Origin of the sequence: Burkholderia sp. Bp8998 (genome assembly GCF_003854235.1) — a bacterium.
Lineage (GTDB): Bacteria > Pseudomonadota > Gammaproteobacteria > Burkholderiales > Burkholderiaceae > Burkholderia.
The window spans coordinates 180,877-197,075 of sequence record NZ_QTQF01000001.1; the positions used below are offsets into that span (position 1 = coordinate 180,877).

Annotated in this window: 12 protein-coding genes; 7 read left to right on the forward strand and 5 right to left on the reverse strand. The window is 66.8% G+C overall.

Annotated elements, in window-relative coordinates:
• The first annotated feature begins 79 nt into the window (after positions 1-79).
• Positions 80-997, forward strand: a complete 918-nt coding sequence (locus DIE06_RS00825) for a LysR family transcriptional regulator (RefSeq protein ID WP_124659724.1) — start codon at positions 80-82, stop codon at positions 995-997.
• 52 nt (positions 998-1,049) lie between these two features.
• Here DIE06_RS00825 and DIE06_RS00830 read toward each other — a convergent pair whose 3' ends face one another.
• Both DIE06_RS00830 and DIE06_RS00835 read right to left on the reverse strand, forming a co-directional pair.
• The gene (locus DIE06_RS00830; protein WP_124659725.1) at positions 1,050-2,030 is read right to left on the reverse strand and encodes a PDR/VanB family oxidoreductase; all 981 of its coding nucleotides are present in this window, start codon (positions 2,028-2,030) and stop codon (positions 1,050-1,052) included.
• 155 nt (positions 2,031-2,185) lie between these two features.
• On the reverse strand, positions 2,186-3,583 hold the full coding sequence (locus DIE06_RS00835) for an MFS transporter (protein ID WP_124659726.1): 1,398 nt from the start codon (positions 3,581-3,583) through the stop codon (positions 2,186-2,188).
• A gap of 410 nt (positions 3,584-3,993) precedes the next feature.
• On the opposite strand from DIE06_RS00835, the gene DIE06_RS00840 reads away from it, so the two are divergent.
• Positions 3,994-5,124, forward strand: a complete 1,131-nt coding sequence (locus DIE06_RS00840) for a porin (RefSeq protein ID WP_124659727.1) — start codon at positions 3,994-3,996, stop codon at positions 5,122-5,124.
• 32 nt (positions 5,125-5,156) lie between these two features.
• Here the strand turns inward: DIE06_RS00840 and DIE06_RS00845 are convergent, their stop codons facing one another.
• Both DIE06_RS00845 and DIE06_RS00850 read right to left on the reverse strand, forming a co-directional pair.
• A complete protein-coding gene (locus DIE06_RS00845) occupies positions 5,157-6,188 on the reverse strand; it encodes a LysR family transcriptional regulator (RefSeq protein ID WP_124659728.1) in 1,032 nt (343 codons plus the stop codon).
• On the reverse strand, positions 6,185-7,159 hold the full coding sequence (locus DIE06_RS00850) for an AraC family transcriptional regulator (protein ID WP_124659729.1): 975 nt from the start codon (positions 7,157-7,159) through the stop codon (positions 6,185-6,187). Before DIE06_RS00850 ends, DIE06_RS00845 begins: the two co-directional genes overlap by 4 nt.
• A 149-nt stretch (positions 7,160-7,308) precedes the next feature.
• On the opposite strand from DIE06_RS00850, the gene DIE06_RS00855 reads away from it, so the two are divergent.
• The gene (locus tag DIE06_RS00855; RefSeq protein WP_124659730.1) at positions 7,309-8,415 is read left to right on the forward strand and encodes an NAD/NADP-dependent octopine/nopaline dehydrogenase family protein; all 1,107 of its coding nucleotides are present in this window, start codon (positions 7,309-7,311) and stop codon (positions 8,413-8,415) included.
• Positions 8,412-9,422 carry a 3-hydroxybutyryl-CoA dehydrogenase gene (locus DIE06_RS00860; protein WP_124659731.1) on the forward strand — a complete coding sequence of 337 codons (1,011 nt, stop codon included), beginning with the start codon at positions 8,412-8,414 and terminating at the stop codon, positions 9,420-9,422. Before DIE06_RS00855 ends, DIE06_RS00860 begins: the two co-directional genes overlap by 4 nt.
• A 116-nt stretch (positions 9,423-9,538) precedes the next feature.
• On the opposite strand, the gene DIE06_RS00865 is transcribed toward DIE06_RS00860, so the two are convergent.
• Positions 9,539-10,876: an MFS transporter gene (locus DIE06_RS00865; protein ID WP_124659732.1), complete on the reverse strand. Its 1,338-nt coding sequence runs from the start codon at positions 10,874-10,876 to the stop codon at positions 9,539-9,541.
• 239 nt (positions 10,877-11,115) lie between these two features.
• Between DIE06_RS00865 and DIE06_RS00870 the strand changes: the two genes are divergently transcribed.
• From DIE06_RS00870 to DIE06_RS00880, 3 genes are read left to right on the forward strand one after another with little or no spacing between them, the layout of a single operon-like run.
• Complete coding sequence (locus DIE06_RS00870; RefSeq protein ID WP_124659733.1) at positions 11,116-11,385, forward strand: PAAR domain-containing protein; 270 nt, start codon at positions 11,116-11,118, stop codon at positions 11,383-11,385.
• Complete coding sequence (locus DIE06_RS00875; RefSeq protein WP_124659734.1) at positions 11,386-15,240, forward strand: type VI secretion system Vgr family protein; 3,855 nt, start codon at positions 11,386-11,388, stop codon at positions 15,238-15,240. It abuts the gene before it with no gap.
• Positions 15,206-16,096: a hypothetical protein gene (locus tag DIE06_RS00880; protein ID WP_260433501.1), complete on the forward strand. Its 891-nt coding sequence runs from the start codon at positions 15,206-15,208 to the stop codon at positions 16,094-16,096. The genes DIE06_RS00875 and DIE06_RS00880 overlap by 35 nt, the downstream gene beginning before the upstream one ends.
• The last annotated feature ends 103 nt before the right edge of the window (positions 16,097-16,199 follow it).

Genomic DNA, 16,199 nt, shown 5'->3' on the forward strand with positions numbered 1-16,199 from the left:
GTCTCGTCTCCCGCTACATATCCGTCAAATTGATCTAAAATTGTCAATCAAATAAATACGGCAAATGATGGAGGTCACGATGACATCGGTCGATCATCTCGATCTGAACCTGTTGCGGGTGTTCCAGGCGATCGTCGAGGAGCGCAGCCTGACCAAGGCCGGCGAGCGGCTCGCGCTGTCGCAGCCGGCCGTCAGCTATTCGCTCGGGCGGCTGCGCACGCTGTTCGACGATCCGCTGTTCGTCCGCACGCGCGCGGGGATGCAGCCGACGCCGGTCGCGCTCGAACTCGCGGGGATCGTCGGCAAGGCGCTCGACATGGTGCGGGTCGCGCTGCGCTATGCGGAGCGCTTCGATCCGGCGTCGAGCACGCGCACGTTCCGGCTGTCGCTGTCGGATGCGGGCGAGATGGCGTACCTGCCGGCGATCTGCCAGGCGTTGCGCGAGCGCGCGCCGCGCGTGACGCTGAGCGTGCAGCCGCTGCCGGTGGAGGAGATCGAGGAAGCGCTGCGCGCGAGCCGGCTGGATTTCGCGATCGGCAACCTGCCGGAGCTGATGCCGAGCACGCGCCACCAGGTGCTGTTCGAGGAAACCTACGTGTGCATGACGGGCCGCCGGCGCGGGTTGCCGGCCGGTGCCGCGCTGAGCCTCGAGCAGTTCGTGCGCGCCGCGCACGTCAACGTGAAATCGGTCGAGCACAGCCATCACGCGCTCGACGACGCGTTGCGCGCGCAGGGCGTGGGCCGCAACATCGCGCTCGAAGTGCCGCATTTCGTCGCGCTGCCGAGCGTGCTGTCGGTCACCGATCTGTATGCGACGCTGCCGAAGCGGCTCGCCCAGATCCTGAACCGCGACAACGCGTTCCGGCTGTACGACCTGCCGGTGATGCTGCCGCCCGCGCCGGTCACGATGCACTGGCACGAGCACTTTCACGAGGACGAGGGGATTGCGTGGATGCGCGCGCTGCTCGCCGAGATCGTCGAGCGGTTCGACGCGTGACGGCGGCACGGCGCGCGGCTCGTGTGCGTCGCCGTGTCAGTGCATCAGCGCATCAAAGATCGAGGACGAGCACCGCCGAGCGCGCGCGCGACACGCAGCAGCAGATCACCGTGTTGCTCGCGCGTTCGGCCTTGCTGAGGCAGTGGTCGCGATGATCGGGCTCGCCGTCGAGCACCGGCACCATGCAGGTGCCGCACACGCCTTCGCCGCATGACGTATCGACCTCGATGCCGATGCGCGCGAGCGCGTCGACGATCGACGTGTCGGGTCCGACGCGCACCGATTGCCCGCTGCGCTGCAGGCGCACTTCGAAGCCTTCCGCCGGGGCGGCATCGACAGCGGCGTCGGCCGCGACGGGTTCCGCCGCGAAGCGTTCGAGATGAATCGCCTCTTCAGGAATCCGGGTTGCCGCCGCGGCGACGACCGCATCCATGAACGGCCCGGGCCCGCAGGTATAGACATGTGCGTTCGAGTCGATCGACTCGACGCAGCGGCCGAGTTCGGCCGCCAGCGCATCGGGCTCGACCCCGTAGTGGAACGTCACGTGCGACGCGAACGGCTCGGCCGACAGCGCGTCGACGAAGGCCGCGTGTTCACGGCTGCGTGCGAAGTAGTGCAACCGGTAACGCGCGCCACGCTGCTCGAGTGCATACGCCATCGACAGCAGCGGCGTGATGCCGATCCCGGCCGCGACCAGCACGTGCTCGCTCGCGTCATCCGTCAGACGAAACAGGTTGCGCGGCGCGCCGATCGACAATTCGGCGCCGACGCGCACGTCGTCGTGCAGCGAGCGCGAGCCGCCGCGCGACTGCGCTTCCTTCTTCACCGCGAACAGATAGCTGCCGCGCTCGTCGGGACGGCCGCACAGCGAGTATTGCCGCGTGACGCCGGACGGCGCGGTGACGTCGATATGGGCGCCCGGTTCGTACGCGTCGAACGGCTGGCCGTCGACGCGCGAGACCCGGAAACAGCGGATGTCCTGCGCCGCGTCGATCAGCGCGTCGATCCGGACCTGGTGGCGGTTCGCTTGCATGGGGTGTTCCGTGGGGGAGGGAGGAAACCGGCGCGGCAGGTAGCGCGCCGTCATGCAACCGAGAATAGGGATGGGCATCGCATAAATCAAATCGATAAAAAAGCGATGCCAGGATCAGTGGGATGGATGACGGTCGGCGACCCGATCGTCGTCAGTCAGCGTGCGGCCACCGCGTTGCCGCCGTCGACGGCCGGGTTCGCCGACGCCGACGCATGGCCGCGCTCGCGGTCGAGGCTGCGGCGGTACTGCCGGCAGCCGGCCGCCAGCAGCAGCGCGGCGAGCGTGGCCGCCGCGACGTTGACGATCGACATCGAATGGCCGACCGCCGCCGGCACGCCGAACACGCGATCGGTGAACAGCGCGACGACGGTCGTGCCGATCCCGAGCGCGATCAGGTTCGATACGAGCAGGAACAGCGCGGAGATCTGCGCGCGCATCTGGTTCGGTGCGAGCGTCTGCATCGCGGCGGTCGACGTCGGCATCGGGAACGACGCGAAGAACATCGCGACGACGAGCATCGCGAGCGACGCCGGCAGGCTGTCGAGCTGCGTGAACAACGTCGCCGGAATCACCATGCACGCGGCGCCGATCGCGCCGGCACGCATCGGCGCATCGGTGCGGCCGCGCCGCAGCAGCCAGTCGTTGAGCCAGCCGCCGCAGAACACGCCGGCGGTATTCGCGACGAGCAGCACGGTGCCGAGCGTGTAGCCGGCTTCGACGGCCGTCATCCCGAAGCGGCGGATATAGAACGCGGGCGTCCAGCTCAGCAGGCAGTACAGCGTCATCGCATAGAACGAGAAGCCGAGGTAGTGGCACGCGAAGGTCGCGCGATGCGTGCCGACGAAGCGCAGCGAATCGCGCATCGACACGCGCCGCACGGCGCCCGAGCGGTCCTGCGCGAGCCCCTTGCGCTGCGGGTCGCGCACGGTCGCGGCGAACAGCAGCGCGACGAGGATGCCCGGCAGCCCGACGATCAGGAACGTGACCTGCCATGCATGCACCTGCCCGACGAGCGGCAGCGTGAACGCGCTCGCATGCTTGAGCAGCGCGATCACGTAGCCGCCGATCAGGAACGCGACGCCGCCGCCGATGAACGAGCCGAGCGAATACACGGCGATCGCGCGGCCGAGCTTCTCCTTCGGGAAGTAGTCGGCGAGCATCGAATACGCGCCGGGCGACAGCGCGGCCTCGCCGACGCCGACGCCCATCCGCGCGATGAACATCTGCACGAACTGCTGGCTGAGGCCGCACGCGGCGGTCGCGACGCTCCACAGCGCGATGCCGAGCGCGATGATGCGCGGGCGGGCGTAGCGGTCGGCGAGATACGCGACGGGCAGGCCCATCACCGCGTAGAACAGCGAGAACGCGAAGCCGTTCAGCAGGCTGAACTGCGTGTCGGTCAGGTGCAGGTCGCGCTTGATCGGTTCGATCATCAGGACGAGCACCTGGCGATCGACGAACGAAAAGACATACGCGAGCATGCAGATGACGACGACATACCATTCGTACGTATAGCGCTTGCCGTCGGCAGCGCGGGCCGTGGGTGCGGACATGCGGATTCTCCAGGAGCGGGCGGTGGGGAAGCGCGGCGCGGGCCTCGCGGGCCGGGCGCCGTCGCGGCGCGAAAGCGTGCGGGTGACACGATCGGAGACGCAGCGTAGTCGGCCAAATTCGGCCGCCATAGCCGGAGTGACAGCCGCGCCACACGGACATTTACCGACCCGGATAAAGAAAACACCGAGGCCGTGCGCGCGGGCCGCCGCGCAGCGCACGTGCGGCGGGGCGCGTGCGCATCATGCGGCGCGTCTATAAGCGTTATAGAGCGCATTGCGTCGACGTCCGAAATTGTCGTTCCTAGACTCGGCCCGTTTTTGATCGGCAGCGTTCGCATCCGAAAGCGAACGCGCTTCATGTCAAACGGCGCGATGCCGACGGGCGCCGGAATTTCCACGGGACGACGAAGATGAACCATCCGAACGGGCGGGCCGACCGGCTTGCCGTACCGCTTGCCATGCTGGTTGCCGCGCTCCTTGCGGGCGCATCGCTGCCGGCTGTCGCGCAATCGAGCGTGACGCTCTACGGCCGCATCGATACCGCGATCGAATACGCGAACGCCGGGCCGAACCACGTGACGCGCATGGGCAGCGGCAACCTGTGGGCGTCGCAGTGGGGGTTGAAGGGCGTCGAGGATCTCGGCGGCGGCTACGCGACGATCTTCAAGCTCGAGGACGGCTTCAACGCGGCGAGCGGCGCGCTGTCGAACAGCAGCGCGCTGTTCGGCCGCGAGGCATGGGTCGGCATTACCGGGCCGTTCGGCGGCGTGCAGTTCGGCGAGCTCTACACGATCCTGCACACCACGCTCGTCACGTACAGCCTGCCCGGGCTCGGCGCGGGCCTCGCATGGGGCAACGCGACGAACAACTTCGTCGGCCCCGCTTTCCTGCGCGTGCGCAACTCGATGCGCTACACGTCGCCGCGCTACGCCGGCTTCATGCTGCGCGCGATGGCCGCGCGCGGCACCAACGGCGCGGCCGGCCAGCCGGCCACACTCGGCGACACGTACGGCGCCGGGCTCAACTACGTGCGCGGCGGGTTGTCGGTCGACATCGACTACATGCAGCAGAAGTTCAGCCCGGTGGCCGCATCCGCGCTGGGCGTGACCAGTTCGGCCGCGAACGGCAACTACACGCTCGGCGCGATCTCGTACGACTTCAACGTCGTGAAGGTCGCCGCGCTGTACATGCGGCATCGCGGCGGCCCCGACGTCGCGGCCGCGATCGACAGCCAGAGCGCGTATCCGCACAGCGACACGATGGAACTCAGCGCGACGGTGCCGATCGGGCGCGCGTCGCTGCTGTTGAGCGTCGGCCACTACCGGAAGGTTGCCGACAGCGACGGCAACGCCGATTCGTACGGCATCCGCTTCGACTATCCGCTGTCGAAACGCACGGTGCTGTACACGGGCGCCGCGATGGTGCGCAACGGTGCGCATGCGCGCTTCGTCGTCAACGGCGCGGCCGGCGGCGGCGTCGCGGTCGCCAAACCCGGCGCGACCGCCAGCTCGATCGTCGCGGGCATCCTCACGTCGTTCTGACCGCCGAGGGTGGCCCGCACCCGCCTGCGCCGCTACGCGCAGGCGGGCGGCTGCGGCGCGAGCCATGCGTCGAACGGCGCCTGCCGGCCGATGTCGAACAGCTCCAGCAGCAGCGCGCGCAGCCAGCGGTGGCCCGGGTCCGCATCGAAGCGCCGGTGCCAGTACGCGTTGACGGCCCATTCGCCGGCATCCGCGATCTCGTACAGCGCGCACGGCTGGCGCGCCGCGAACGTGATCGCGATGGTCCCCGGCAGGATCAGCGCGTAATCGCCGTGCTCGAGCAGCGCCGGCACCACCATGAAGTCGGGCAGCGCCGCCCGCACGCGCGGCATCAGGCCGTGCCGCTCCAGCAACTGCATCGACTGCGGATGCGCGGTCACCGCGACGAAGCGCAGCGCGTCCGGCGCGTCGCCGTCGAGCACGAAATCGTCGGGCAGCGCGATGCGCTGCGCGCTGCGGCGTGGCATCAGCAGCACGCAGCGTTCGTGCAGCAGCGCGGTGCGCTGGAAATGGCTCGACGCATCCGCGAAATGCCCGAGCGCGAAGTCGATGCGGCCCGATTCGAGCGCGACGTTGAGCTGGCATTCGTCGACATGCAGCGTCTCGATCACCGCGCCCGGTGCGCGCCGGTCGAATTCCGCGAGCAGTGTCGGCAGGAACGCGCTCGCCGCGAAATCGCTCATGTGCAGCCGGAACACGCGCTGCGTGCTGTCCGGCGCGAAGCGCGAGCCTTCGTCGAGCACGTCCTGCAGGATCGCGAGCGCCTTGTCGACCGACACGGCAAGCCGTCGCGCGCGCGGCGTCGGCTCGACGCCGGTGCCGGTGCGCACGAACAGCGCGTCGCGGAACATCAGCCGCAGCCGGCCGAGCGCGTAGCTCACCGACGGCTGCGTGACGCCGAGCCGCAGCGCCGCGCGGCCGACGTGCCGTTCTTCATACACCGCGCGAAACGTCTTCAACAGGTTCAGGTCGAGGTCCTGCACGCGCAGGCCGTCGGGCGCGTCGGCGTCGTACGGCGGCGGTTCGGATCGGGCCGACGGCCGGCCGGGGGCGGTGTGCGTCATGGTGCGTGCCTCGCGGTGACGGAAGGCGGGTGGCCGTAACGCCGCGCATATGCCTTCGCGAAATGGCCGAAGCCGTGAATGCCGTGCGCGATCAGCACGTCGGTCACGCTGCGCGCGTCGCCGCGTTGCAGCGTGGCGTGCACCGCGGCCAGCCGGCGCTCGCGCACGTACGCGGCCGGCGTGGTGTTCAGGAACGCGCGGAACGCATGCTGCAGCGTGCGCGGCGCGACGCCCGCGACGGCCGCCAGCGCGGCGAGCGCGAGCGGATCACCCAGGTGCGCATCGACGTGGTCGCACGCGCGGCGCACGTGCGCCGGCAGCGGCGGCGTGCCGCGCGCCAGCGCGTCGCTGTACGAATGCGGCAGGTGCGTGAGCAGCAGCGACATCAGCCAAGCGGTGAGATCGGCGCCGAACGTCGTCACCGATGCGCCGGTGCCCGGCTGCGCGCCGAGCCGGCACAGGTATTCGAAGGTCGGCAGCACGAGCGCGGCGCCCGTGCCGCTGCCGCCGGCGGCGAGATCGAAGTGCAGCGACCGAGTGAGCGTCGCGTGCAGCATGTCCTGCAGCTTGCGTTCGAGCGCGCCGCGTTCCAGCCGCAGCACCAGGTTGCGGCAATCGGGGCTCGTGCTCAGGCGGCTTGCGAGCGCCGGCGACGACACGGTCAGCTCGCCCGGGCCGGCACGTGCAATACGGTGGCCGGCCTGCAACTCGCACGCACCCGAGAGCGTCAGCCGGAACAGGAAGTGATCGGCATCGTCGCCGAACTCGATGCGCGTCTCGCGGCCGTAGCAAAGCTCGAGCAGCGCGCCGTGATGCAGCGGCACCTCGTACAGTTCCGCATGAAACGGAGCGCGGCCGTGCGCGGCCATCCGGTGCGGCCCGAGCCGGTGCGCGACCGCGCGTTCGACTTCGTCGGGCGCATGCAGCGTGCCGAGCCGGTTCGGCGCATGTCGGGAAAGGGCGATGTCCATGCGGTGCTCTCGTGTCGGATGGATGGGGGCGACGTCGTGCGCGTCGCCGCGATTGCGTTGCGCGAACGGGCGCGCCGTTGCGCGTTTTGAAGCGACGCGATGCGTGCCGCCGCGTAGTCTCGGAACCACTCACTCACCGGGAGACAACGATGAAGGTATGTGTACTGGGCGGCGGCCACGGCTGCCATGCGGCCGCGATCGACCTGTTCGAGAAGGGGCACGACGTGACGTGGTGGCGGCGCGACCGCGAGCCGCATGCGCGGCTGCGCGCGCTCGGCGCGTTGCACGTGACCGACTATCGCGGCAAGCGCGCGGTGCCGCTCGGCGACGCGCCCGGCGCGATCCGCCTGACCGACGATCTCGCGGCCGCGCTGCGCGGCGCGCGGCTCGTCGTGGTGCCGCTGCCGGCCGTCTCGCACGACGCGCTCGCCGCGCAGGTCGCGCCGCTGCTCGAGGACGATCAGGTCGTGTTCCTGCCACCCGGCACGTTTGGCAGCGTCGTGTTCGCGCGTGCGGCGGCCGACGCCGGCAACCGTGCGCGCGTCGCGTTCGCCGAGACGGGCACGCTGCCGTACCTGGTGCGCAAGCACGGCGACAACGCGGTCGTGATCAGCGCGTATGCGACGCGCCTGCCGACCGGCGTGTTGCCCGCGAACGGGGCCGGCTGGGCGTTCGACGTGCTGCGCGCGGGCTACCCGTCGGTCGAGCCGGTCGAGGACGCGCTGTCCGGCGCGCTGATGAACGCGGGCCCGGTGATCCACCCGCCGCTGATCCTGATGAACGCCGGGCCGCTCGAACACTTCGACGCGTGGGACATCCATAACGAAGGCACGCAACCGTCGATCCGCCGCGTGACGAATGCGCTCGACGCCGAACGCATCGCCGTGCGCGAGGCACTCGGCTACCGCGCGCCGCATTTCCCGCTCGCGGACCACTACGCGACCGACGGCGACGAATGGATGTACGGGCGCGGCGCGCACGGCAAGCTGACCGACAGCGGCGACTGGCGCGAGAAGATCGATTTGCGCACGCATCGCTACATGCTCGAGGACACCCGGCTCGGGCTGTCCTTCATCGTGTCGTGCGGGCGCTGGGCCAACGTGCCGACGCCCGTTGCGCAGGGGCTGTTGAGCATCGCGTCGGCGGTGACCGGCCGCGACCTGCATGCGGAGGGACGCACGCTGGACGGGCTCGGCCTCGCCGCGCTGTCGCGCGACGCGATGCGCGCGCTGCTCGATGCGGGGTACACCGCATGACGGCCGCCACCGACGTGACGCGCGTGCACGTGCTCGGCGCGGGACGCATGGGGCAGGGGATCGCGCTCGTGTTTGCGTTCGCGGGCCTCGACGTGATGCTGATCGACTTCAAGCGACGCGACGCGCAAGGATGGCGCGCGTTCGAGGATCGCACGCACGACGAGATCGCGCGACCGCTGCACGCGCAGGTCGCGCTCGGCCGCATCGATGCCGCGCAGGCCGCGGCCGTCGCCGCGCGCATCGCGCTGGTTTCGCGCGACGGTGCGGCGGACGGCGTGCGCGACGCCGGTATCGTGTTCGAAGCGTTGCCCGAAGTGCTCGACGCGAAGGCCGACGCGCTGCGCTGGCTCGGCGAGCATGTCGATGCGCGGGCAACGATCGCGTCGACGACGTCGACGTTCATCGTCACCGAGTTGCAGCGCCATGTCGCGCACCCGGAGCGGATGCTGAATGCGCACTGGCTGAACCCGGCGCTGCTGATGCCGCTCGTCGAGATCAGCCGGAGCGACGCGACCGATCGGCGGGTCGTCGACGCACTGGCCGCGTTGCTGGCGCGCGTCGGCAAGAAGCCGGTGATCTGCGGGCCGGCGCCCGGCTACATCGTGCCGCGCATCCAGGCACTCGCGATGAACGAGGCCGCGCGCATGGTCGAGGAGGGCGTCGCGAGCGCCGAGGACATCGACACGGCGATCCGCACCGGCTTCGGCCCGCGCTTCGCGGTGCTCGGGCTGCTCGAGTTCATCGACTGGGGCGGTTGCGACATCCTGTACTACGCGTCGACGTATCTCGCCGGCGAGATCGGCCCGCGCTTCGCGCCGGCCGACAGCGTCGTGCGCAACATGGAGGCCGGGCGCGACGGCGTGCGTACCGGCGCCGGGTTCCACGACTATGCGCAGGTCGACGTGCCGGCCTACATGCGGCAACGGCTCGGCGAATTCGCGCGGCTGCTCGATCACCTCGGGCTTGCGCCGGTGTTCGACAGCGCGCGGCGGGCATCCGGCGCGTAGCCGTCGCGGCGCGGGCGCGGGTAGGGGGGGCGTGCCGGCGATGCGTAGCGCGTCGCCGCGTCGCCGACCGCCGGCGGCCGCGCATTGTCCGGCCCGCGCGAGCGCGCGCCGCACTTTCACGTCGCGTCGCCGTGCGAGTCACCGGCGCGCACGACACGCGTCTCGCGCATCATGCACAGCGTCGCGATGGTGATCGCGCCGAGCAGCACGAGGAACAGCGACACGGGCCACGACGCGTGATAGCGCGCGAGCAGCGCGGTCGCGATCAGCGGCGACATCCCGCCCGCGAAGATCGACGCGACTTCGTGGCCGAGCGCGACGCCCGAATAGCGCACCTCGGTGCTGAACAGCTCGCCGACCAGCGCGGGCAGCGTGCCGATCATCGCGCCGTGGCTCACGGCCGTGCCGACCGTCAGCGCCAGCCACACGAGCGGCGTCGCGCGCGTGTCGAGCAGCCAGAAGAACGGAAACGCGCACGCGACGAGGCTGAGCGCGCCGATCAGGTACACGGGCTTGCGGCCGATCCGGTCGGACAGCCGGCCCCACGCGAGCATCGCGCCCATCTCGACGATCATCGCGATCATCACGCCGGTCAGCATCACGCCGTTCGGGATGCCGACGTATTTGCCGTAGACGAGCGAGAACGCGAGGAAGATGTACGCGCCGCCGTTTTCGGCGACACGCAGCCCCATCGCGAGCAGGATTTCCTTCGGATGGCGGCGGATGCACTCGACGATCGGCAAATGCGTGTGCGCGCCGCGCTTGCCGGCCTGCTCGAAGTCGCGGCTTTCCGGCAGGTGGCGGCGGATATAGATGCCGATCGCGAAGATCGCGATGCTCGCGAGGAACGGCAGCCGCCAGCCCCAGGTGCGGAACGCTTCGTCGGGGAGCGCCTGCGCGGCGAGAAACGCGGCCGACGACAGCACGAAGCCGCCGCCGACGCCGAGCTGGCTCCATGCCGCGTAGTAGCCGCGCTGCTCGGGCGGCGCGTTCTCGCTGATCATCAGCACGCCGCCGCCCCATTCGCCGCCGGACGCGACGCCCTGCAGCAGCCGCAGCACGACGAGCGCGGCCGGCGCCCACAGGCCGACCTGCGCGTAGGTCGGCAGCAGGCCGATCGCGAAGGTCGACGCGCCCATGATCAGCAGCGTCCACACGAGCGACGCCTTGCGTCCGTAGCGGTCGCCGACATGGCCGAACACGATCCCGCCGAGCGGCCGCGCGACGAAGCCGAGCGCGAACGCCGCGAACGCGGCGAGGCTCCCCGCGAGCGGCGATGCGCCGGGCGGGAAGAACACATGGCCGAACACGAGCGCGGCGGCCGTGCCGTAGACGAAGAAGTCGTACCACTCCATCGCGTTGCCGGCGACGGAGGCGATGACGATCCGGCGAAGCTGCCGGTCGGCGAGCGGCCGGGCGGCGCTCGGGGACTGCACGGTGTCGGTCGGGTACATGGCGGACTCCGAAGGGGGCGGGCGCGTGCCGTCTCTGGAACGCATGCGGCACTGCGGGCTAGTGTTGTCGGCACCGCCGCCCCGGTCAAATCCGCAGAAAAAGGGGAGTGTCATCACTCCGGCTGATGATGGGTGCGTACCCGCCTCACGATCAAGATCGGAAAAATCGTATTCATCCCATAGGCGACGCTGCATTTCCGCGTTATCAATCTCGTTCCACGTGATATACGAGATCGCTGATGAAGAATGCACAAGGCCATGAAATGGTCCGCCTGGGCGACCAAACCGACCACGACGGCGAAGTCATCGAATGCGCGAATGACCTGAAACATCTTGGAATCGGCGTGGCGCTGGGCGGCCATGCTGTTCGTTGTCCGAAATGCGACGGCGTCTTTCCGCTGCTGGCAAGCGGCCCGCGCACGCACCATGGCCGCCTGGTGGGATATCGCGGCGACAAAACCGCTTGCGGTGCGACCGTCATCGCTCCAAGAACATCGGGAGCGGCGTAAATGGCAAAGTTTGCTCAGACTCGCACGCTGTCACTCACGGGCGCGGCGCTGCCGACCTATGGGATGGATGCGCTGCCGGTCTTCGTTCCAGTGCGATTGCAAGGCACCGAAACGATCGGCCGAATCGATGCATGCCGCTACCTCGTCACGTTGCGAACCGACGACGCCTATGCGGTCTCTCCCAGTCGCACGGCCGATCTCGATCTAGACAAATTGGTCGGCACGGAAGTCACCGTGTCGATCCAGCTCGAAGGCAAAGGGCGTTTCATTCCGGGGCTGGCCGGCGTCGCCGGACTTGGCAACATCGGCGCGGGTACGCGCGAGATAACCGGGCTGGTCGAAGCGGCCCGGATTGCCGGTCAGGATCGCGACTCCATCCTGTACGAACTGGAGCTGCGGCCGTGGCTCTATCGCGCGACACTGACGCAGGATTGCCGCCTGTTTCAGGATATGACCGTCGTTGAAATCACCGACGCGGTGCTTTCGAAATATCCCTATCCCGTCGATAAGCGTCTGGGCGCATTCCGGGGCGTCTATCCGAAACGCGACGTGCAGCGGCAGGCGTTTGAATCGGACTGGGCGTTTCTGCAACGCCTCTGGGAAGAATGGGGAATCTGGTGGTGGTTCGAGCACGATGACGGCCATCACCGTTTGGTCTTGTGCGACACGATAGGCGGCCATCAGCCGCACGGCGCGGCCTACGAGACGCTGCGCTATGTGTCACCCGATGGTCAGCGTATCGACGAGGAACACATTCACGCACTGTCCGTGACCAGCCGCCTGACGCCCGGACGCGTGACCGTGACGGACTACGACTACACACGCCCGCGCGCCGATCTGGCGACCACGGCGGAAAACCCTCGCCCGACCGCAAGCGCCGACGGCGAGATTTACGGTTGGAGCGATTACAGTCAGCCGCTCGCGGGCGCGCAAGGGCTGACGGGCCAGTCGAACGATACGGCTCGTGAAGCGCACCACTTCGCAAACGTTCAACTTGAGGCGCAGCGTTGCGCGGGGCGGCGCGCGAACGGGAAAGGGAATCTGCGCGGTCTGACGGTCGGATATACATTTGCGTTGACCGGCTATCCGCAGCAGGCGGCGAATCGTGAATACCTCGTCGTATCGTGCACGCTCGATATCGAGGAAGTCGCGGGGCGGGCCGGCGGCGCGCAGACCTATCGCGTTGACGCGCAGTTCGAGTTGCTGCCGACGAACGAACCGTTCCGCCTGGAACGCAGCGTCCGCAAGCCCGTCCTGAGCGGGCCTGAGAAAGCAACGGTCGTCGGCCCCGCCGGGCAGGAAATCTGGACCGACCAATACGCTCGCGTGAAGGTGCAGTTCGCATGGGACCGGCAGGGCCGGCACGACGAGCATTCGGGCATCTGGCTGCGCGTGCTGTCGCCGTGGCAAGGCGTGGACATGGGCGCGATGTTCATTCCGCGCATCGGCCATGAAGTGGCCGTGTCGCACTACTACGGCGACCCGGATTTGCCGGTGATTATCGGCAGTGCCGTCAATGCGTTCCATCAGCCTGCATTGGACTTGCCGCACAATCATGCGCTGTCGGTGCTGCGCGGCAAGGAACTCCACGGCACTGCATCCGGCCACGTGGCTATCGACGATACGCGGGAGCAAATTCAGACGCAGATTGCCAGCGACGCGGGCACGTCGATGCTGAGTCTCGGCAACCTTCGGCGCATCACCCGGAAGAAAGGCCGTGCCGATGCACGCGGTAGAGGCTTCGATCTTCGCACCGACGACTGGGGTGTTGTCCGGGCGTTGAAGGGTTTGTTCGTGTCGACGGACGGTCAACCGGGCGGCCCGGGTCACGCGAAGGACGCCAAAGAGGCAATGGGCCGGCTGACGCAGGCGCGCGCGCTACAGGAAAGCCTTACGGATTTGGCGCAGCAGCACGACGCACAACAACGTGGCGCGGACCAGAGTGACGTCACCCGTGCGATCAAGGCGCGTAACGATGCGATTCGGGGCAATACGTCTGCCGGCCCGGACGATTTCCCGGAACTTGCCGAAGCCGATATCGTGCTTGCCGGGCCGGCGGGTATCAGCCTGGCGGCCGAGCGTAGCGCCCATATTGCGAGCGGTGAGGATGTTGCCGTGACGAGCGGCCGGCATGTCGGGGTTGCCGTGGGGCGTTCGCTGTTCGCGAGCGTATCGAATGCGTTCTCGCTGTTTGTGCACAAGGCAGGCATGACACTCGTTGCCGCCGCGGGGAAAGTGCGGATCGAGGCGCGGAACGACGGTATCGACGTGACCGCCAAGAAGGCAATCCGGATCACAAGCACGGCCGACAGTATCCACCTGCACGCGGCCGAGGAAATCGTGCTGCACGCCGGCAGTACCGAGGTACGCATCAGCGATCAGGGGTATGTGGTGCGAACAGCGGGCGAGCACACGATCTTTGCAGGCAGTCACCAGACGGACGAAGCGCAGGTGCGACCGATGCGCCTGCCGGTCACACCCGACAATCCGGGGCAGTATGCGGCGCACTTCGTGCTGTTGGAGCACGACAGCGGGTTTGCACTGCCGAACCAGCCGTACCGGGTCACGCTCGACAACGGACGCGTGATAGAGGGCGTGAGTAACGAGCTGGGCGAAACGGATGTGGTGACGAGCCACGACATCGCGTTCGGTACGGTGGAGCTGCTGGCGGCGAGCGATCCGGACAAGGTGATTGCGGTGAACCGGGCAGCCGTCGTGCGCGACAACACGACGCCTTACACCGCCCAAGCGCTGAACGCCGACAAACGCACCACAACGATCAAGGGCAAGAAGGTCAGCACCCCGGAACAGGGGGCTACATCCGAGAGTCAGCCGGCCGCGTTCGCGACTTGCGATCCGCTCAACTTCGGGTTGCGCTTCCATCACTTCATCGACGGGGCCAAACAGGGCGATACGCCCCCGGACATGCCGGTGCGCCGGGATGTTGAGTATCCAGTGACGAAGGCCTATACGGCGGCGATCAAAAAGGCGCTCAAGGGGATCGAGTGGGGCAGGTTCAATACGTTGAGCGGCGAGATAACAAGAAGCCTAAATGAAAATATCGCGCTCGCGGTTGAAAATATACTGAGCAGCGCCCTTGCCGCAGGGCCATTTGGGTTACCCAAGGGCCCGTTAGGCGATCCGATTGGATCAAATGGTGCAACTCCCAAGATAGATATTGTTAATGCAAAGGAAGGTCAGTCCAGATACAACATGCGCACGGACGTCAGCGCGTCATTTATCGGCACATACTGGGTAATAGCTATCCAGGAGAGAGAAGTCGCGAAAATCGTTACATCATCGAATAATGCGACTGCCCTGGACGGCACCCTGAAGGCCTTCGCGGATCTGCTTTATCACGAAGCGCGACATTGCCAGCAAACATTCTGGATGATTGCCTTGCTTCAACAACATCCGAGCGACTATGCGATGTTCTCGCAGGCAATGCAGGTGTATGGAGACAGTATGCGCAAGGATGTCTTTGACGCGGCCGAAAAGACGCGACTTCCAGATGACGCGCGGGTAATGGCGGGGCTGCATCGCATGTTGGTTTTTCACTATTACTGGATGATTTCGCACATGCAAAATCAGGCGGGCGGAGCCTATGTGAAGTCCGACGTGCCGATTGCACAGGCCGAGGTGTGCAAGCTGTTGAGAGTGTCGCCAGAAACGGCGGCCAAGATGGTGAGTTTCGAAGATGGATACAGGAGCCAGTTACATGAAGAAGATGCTTATGCGTGCGCGGAGGTGGTGCAAGCATATTGGGACCGCCCTGATCGTGCTTTCGTGCGTAACCCCGGTACATGCACAGGAGAATACGATGCTTCACTTAACGCCATTGGGGGAGGGATTTGAAATGCAGACGACCGACGAAGAGCAGCGTGTCGTGCTGCGCACCATTCTCGAAGCAGCAATGGCAATCCTGCGCGATGATGCGCCATACGATCCGAAACATATTGTCTTTGGGACGAACTACACGACGTGGACGCACCATCCTGCAAAAGGGTTTCTTTATAAGTACGCAAATCGTGCGCTGCGGGGTACGAAGATTGAGTTTTCCACTGGCGACGATCCGGAGGACTACAGTGAGGATCGCGATAAGGTGAAAATTGTTCCGGCTGGGGTAAGAATTGTCGTTGACGCAAGGGTTGCCAATCTGCCTGACACGGAAATCAAGTCGCTTCTCCAGTTAGAGGACTATTGGATTAATCATCGAGGGAATCGTCGATATGGGAATGAAATAAGGACGCGCACCCCCGATGCTCCCAACTTGCAGTCCTTCCGCTATCGCTCAAAAGACGTTCCAGGGAGTAAGTTTCCAATCGATGTCGATCTTGGTTACATCAATCCGGTGGATGGATCATTTCCGCAGCGACTGTGGATAGTCGAGATACGCCGCATATACGAGATTTTGACGCCAGAAGAACGCGAACAGCGCCGGCTAGAAGAGCAGCAGGCGAAGCGTCACAAATACGGGTTGATGAATCTGTGTACGGGCATGCTGTGCCCTGAAACGGGGATCTGGCAGGGATACACGAAGACTTCCAGTTCGGATATTCATATGATCCGGAAGGGGCATAAATTTCCCGATGTCCGCACGCTCACCCCTCGGGAGCAAGCGGAGCGAAACCAGTACACGAACTTGTTCGAGCCGGGTCAGTGGATGTGGGTAAAGGAATATGTGGAGCCGGAGTGGATGAAGGAAGGCTGACCTGGAAATTGCAGCATGGGCGGCGGGGCTTCCGACAACGATCTCGCGTTGGCGGACACCCCACCCGCATCCCGGTGCATCGCTTCTGGCCTTCATGCGACGT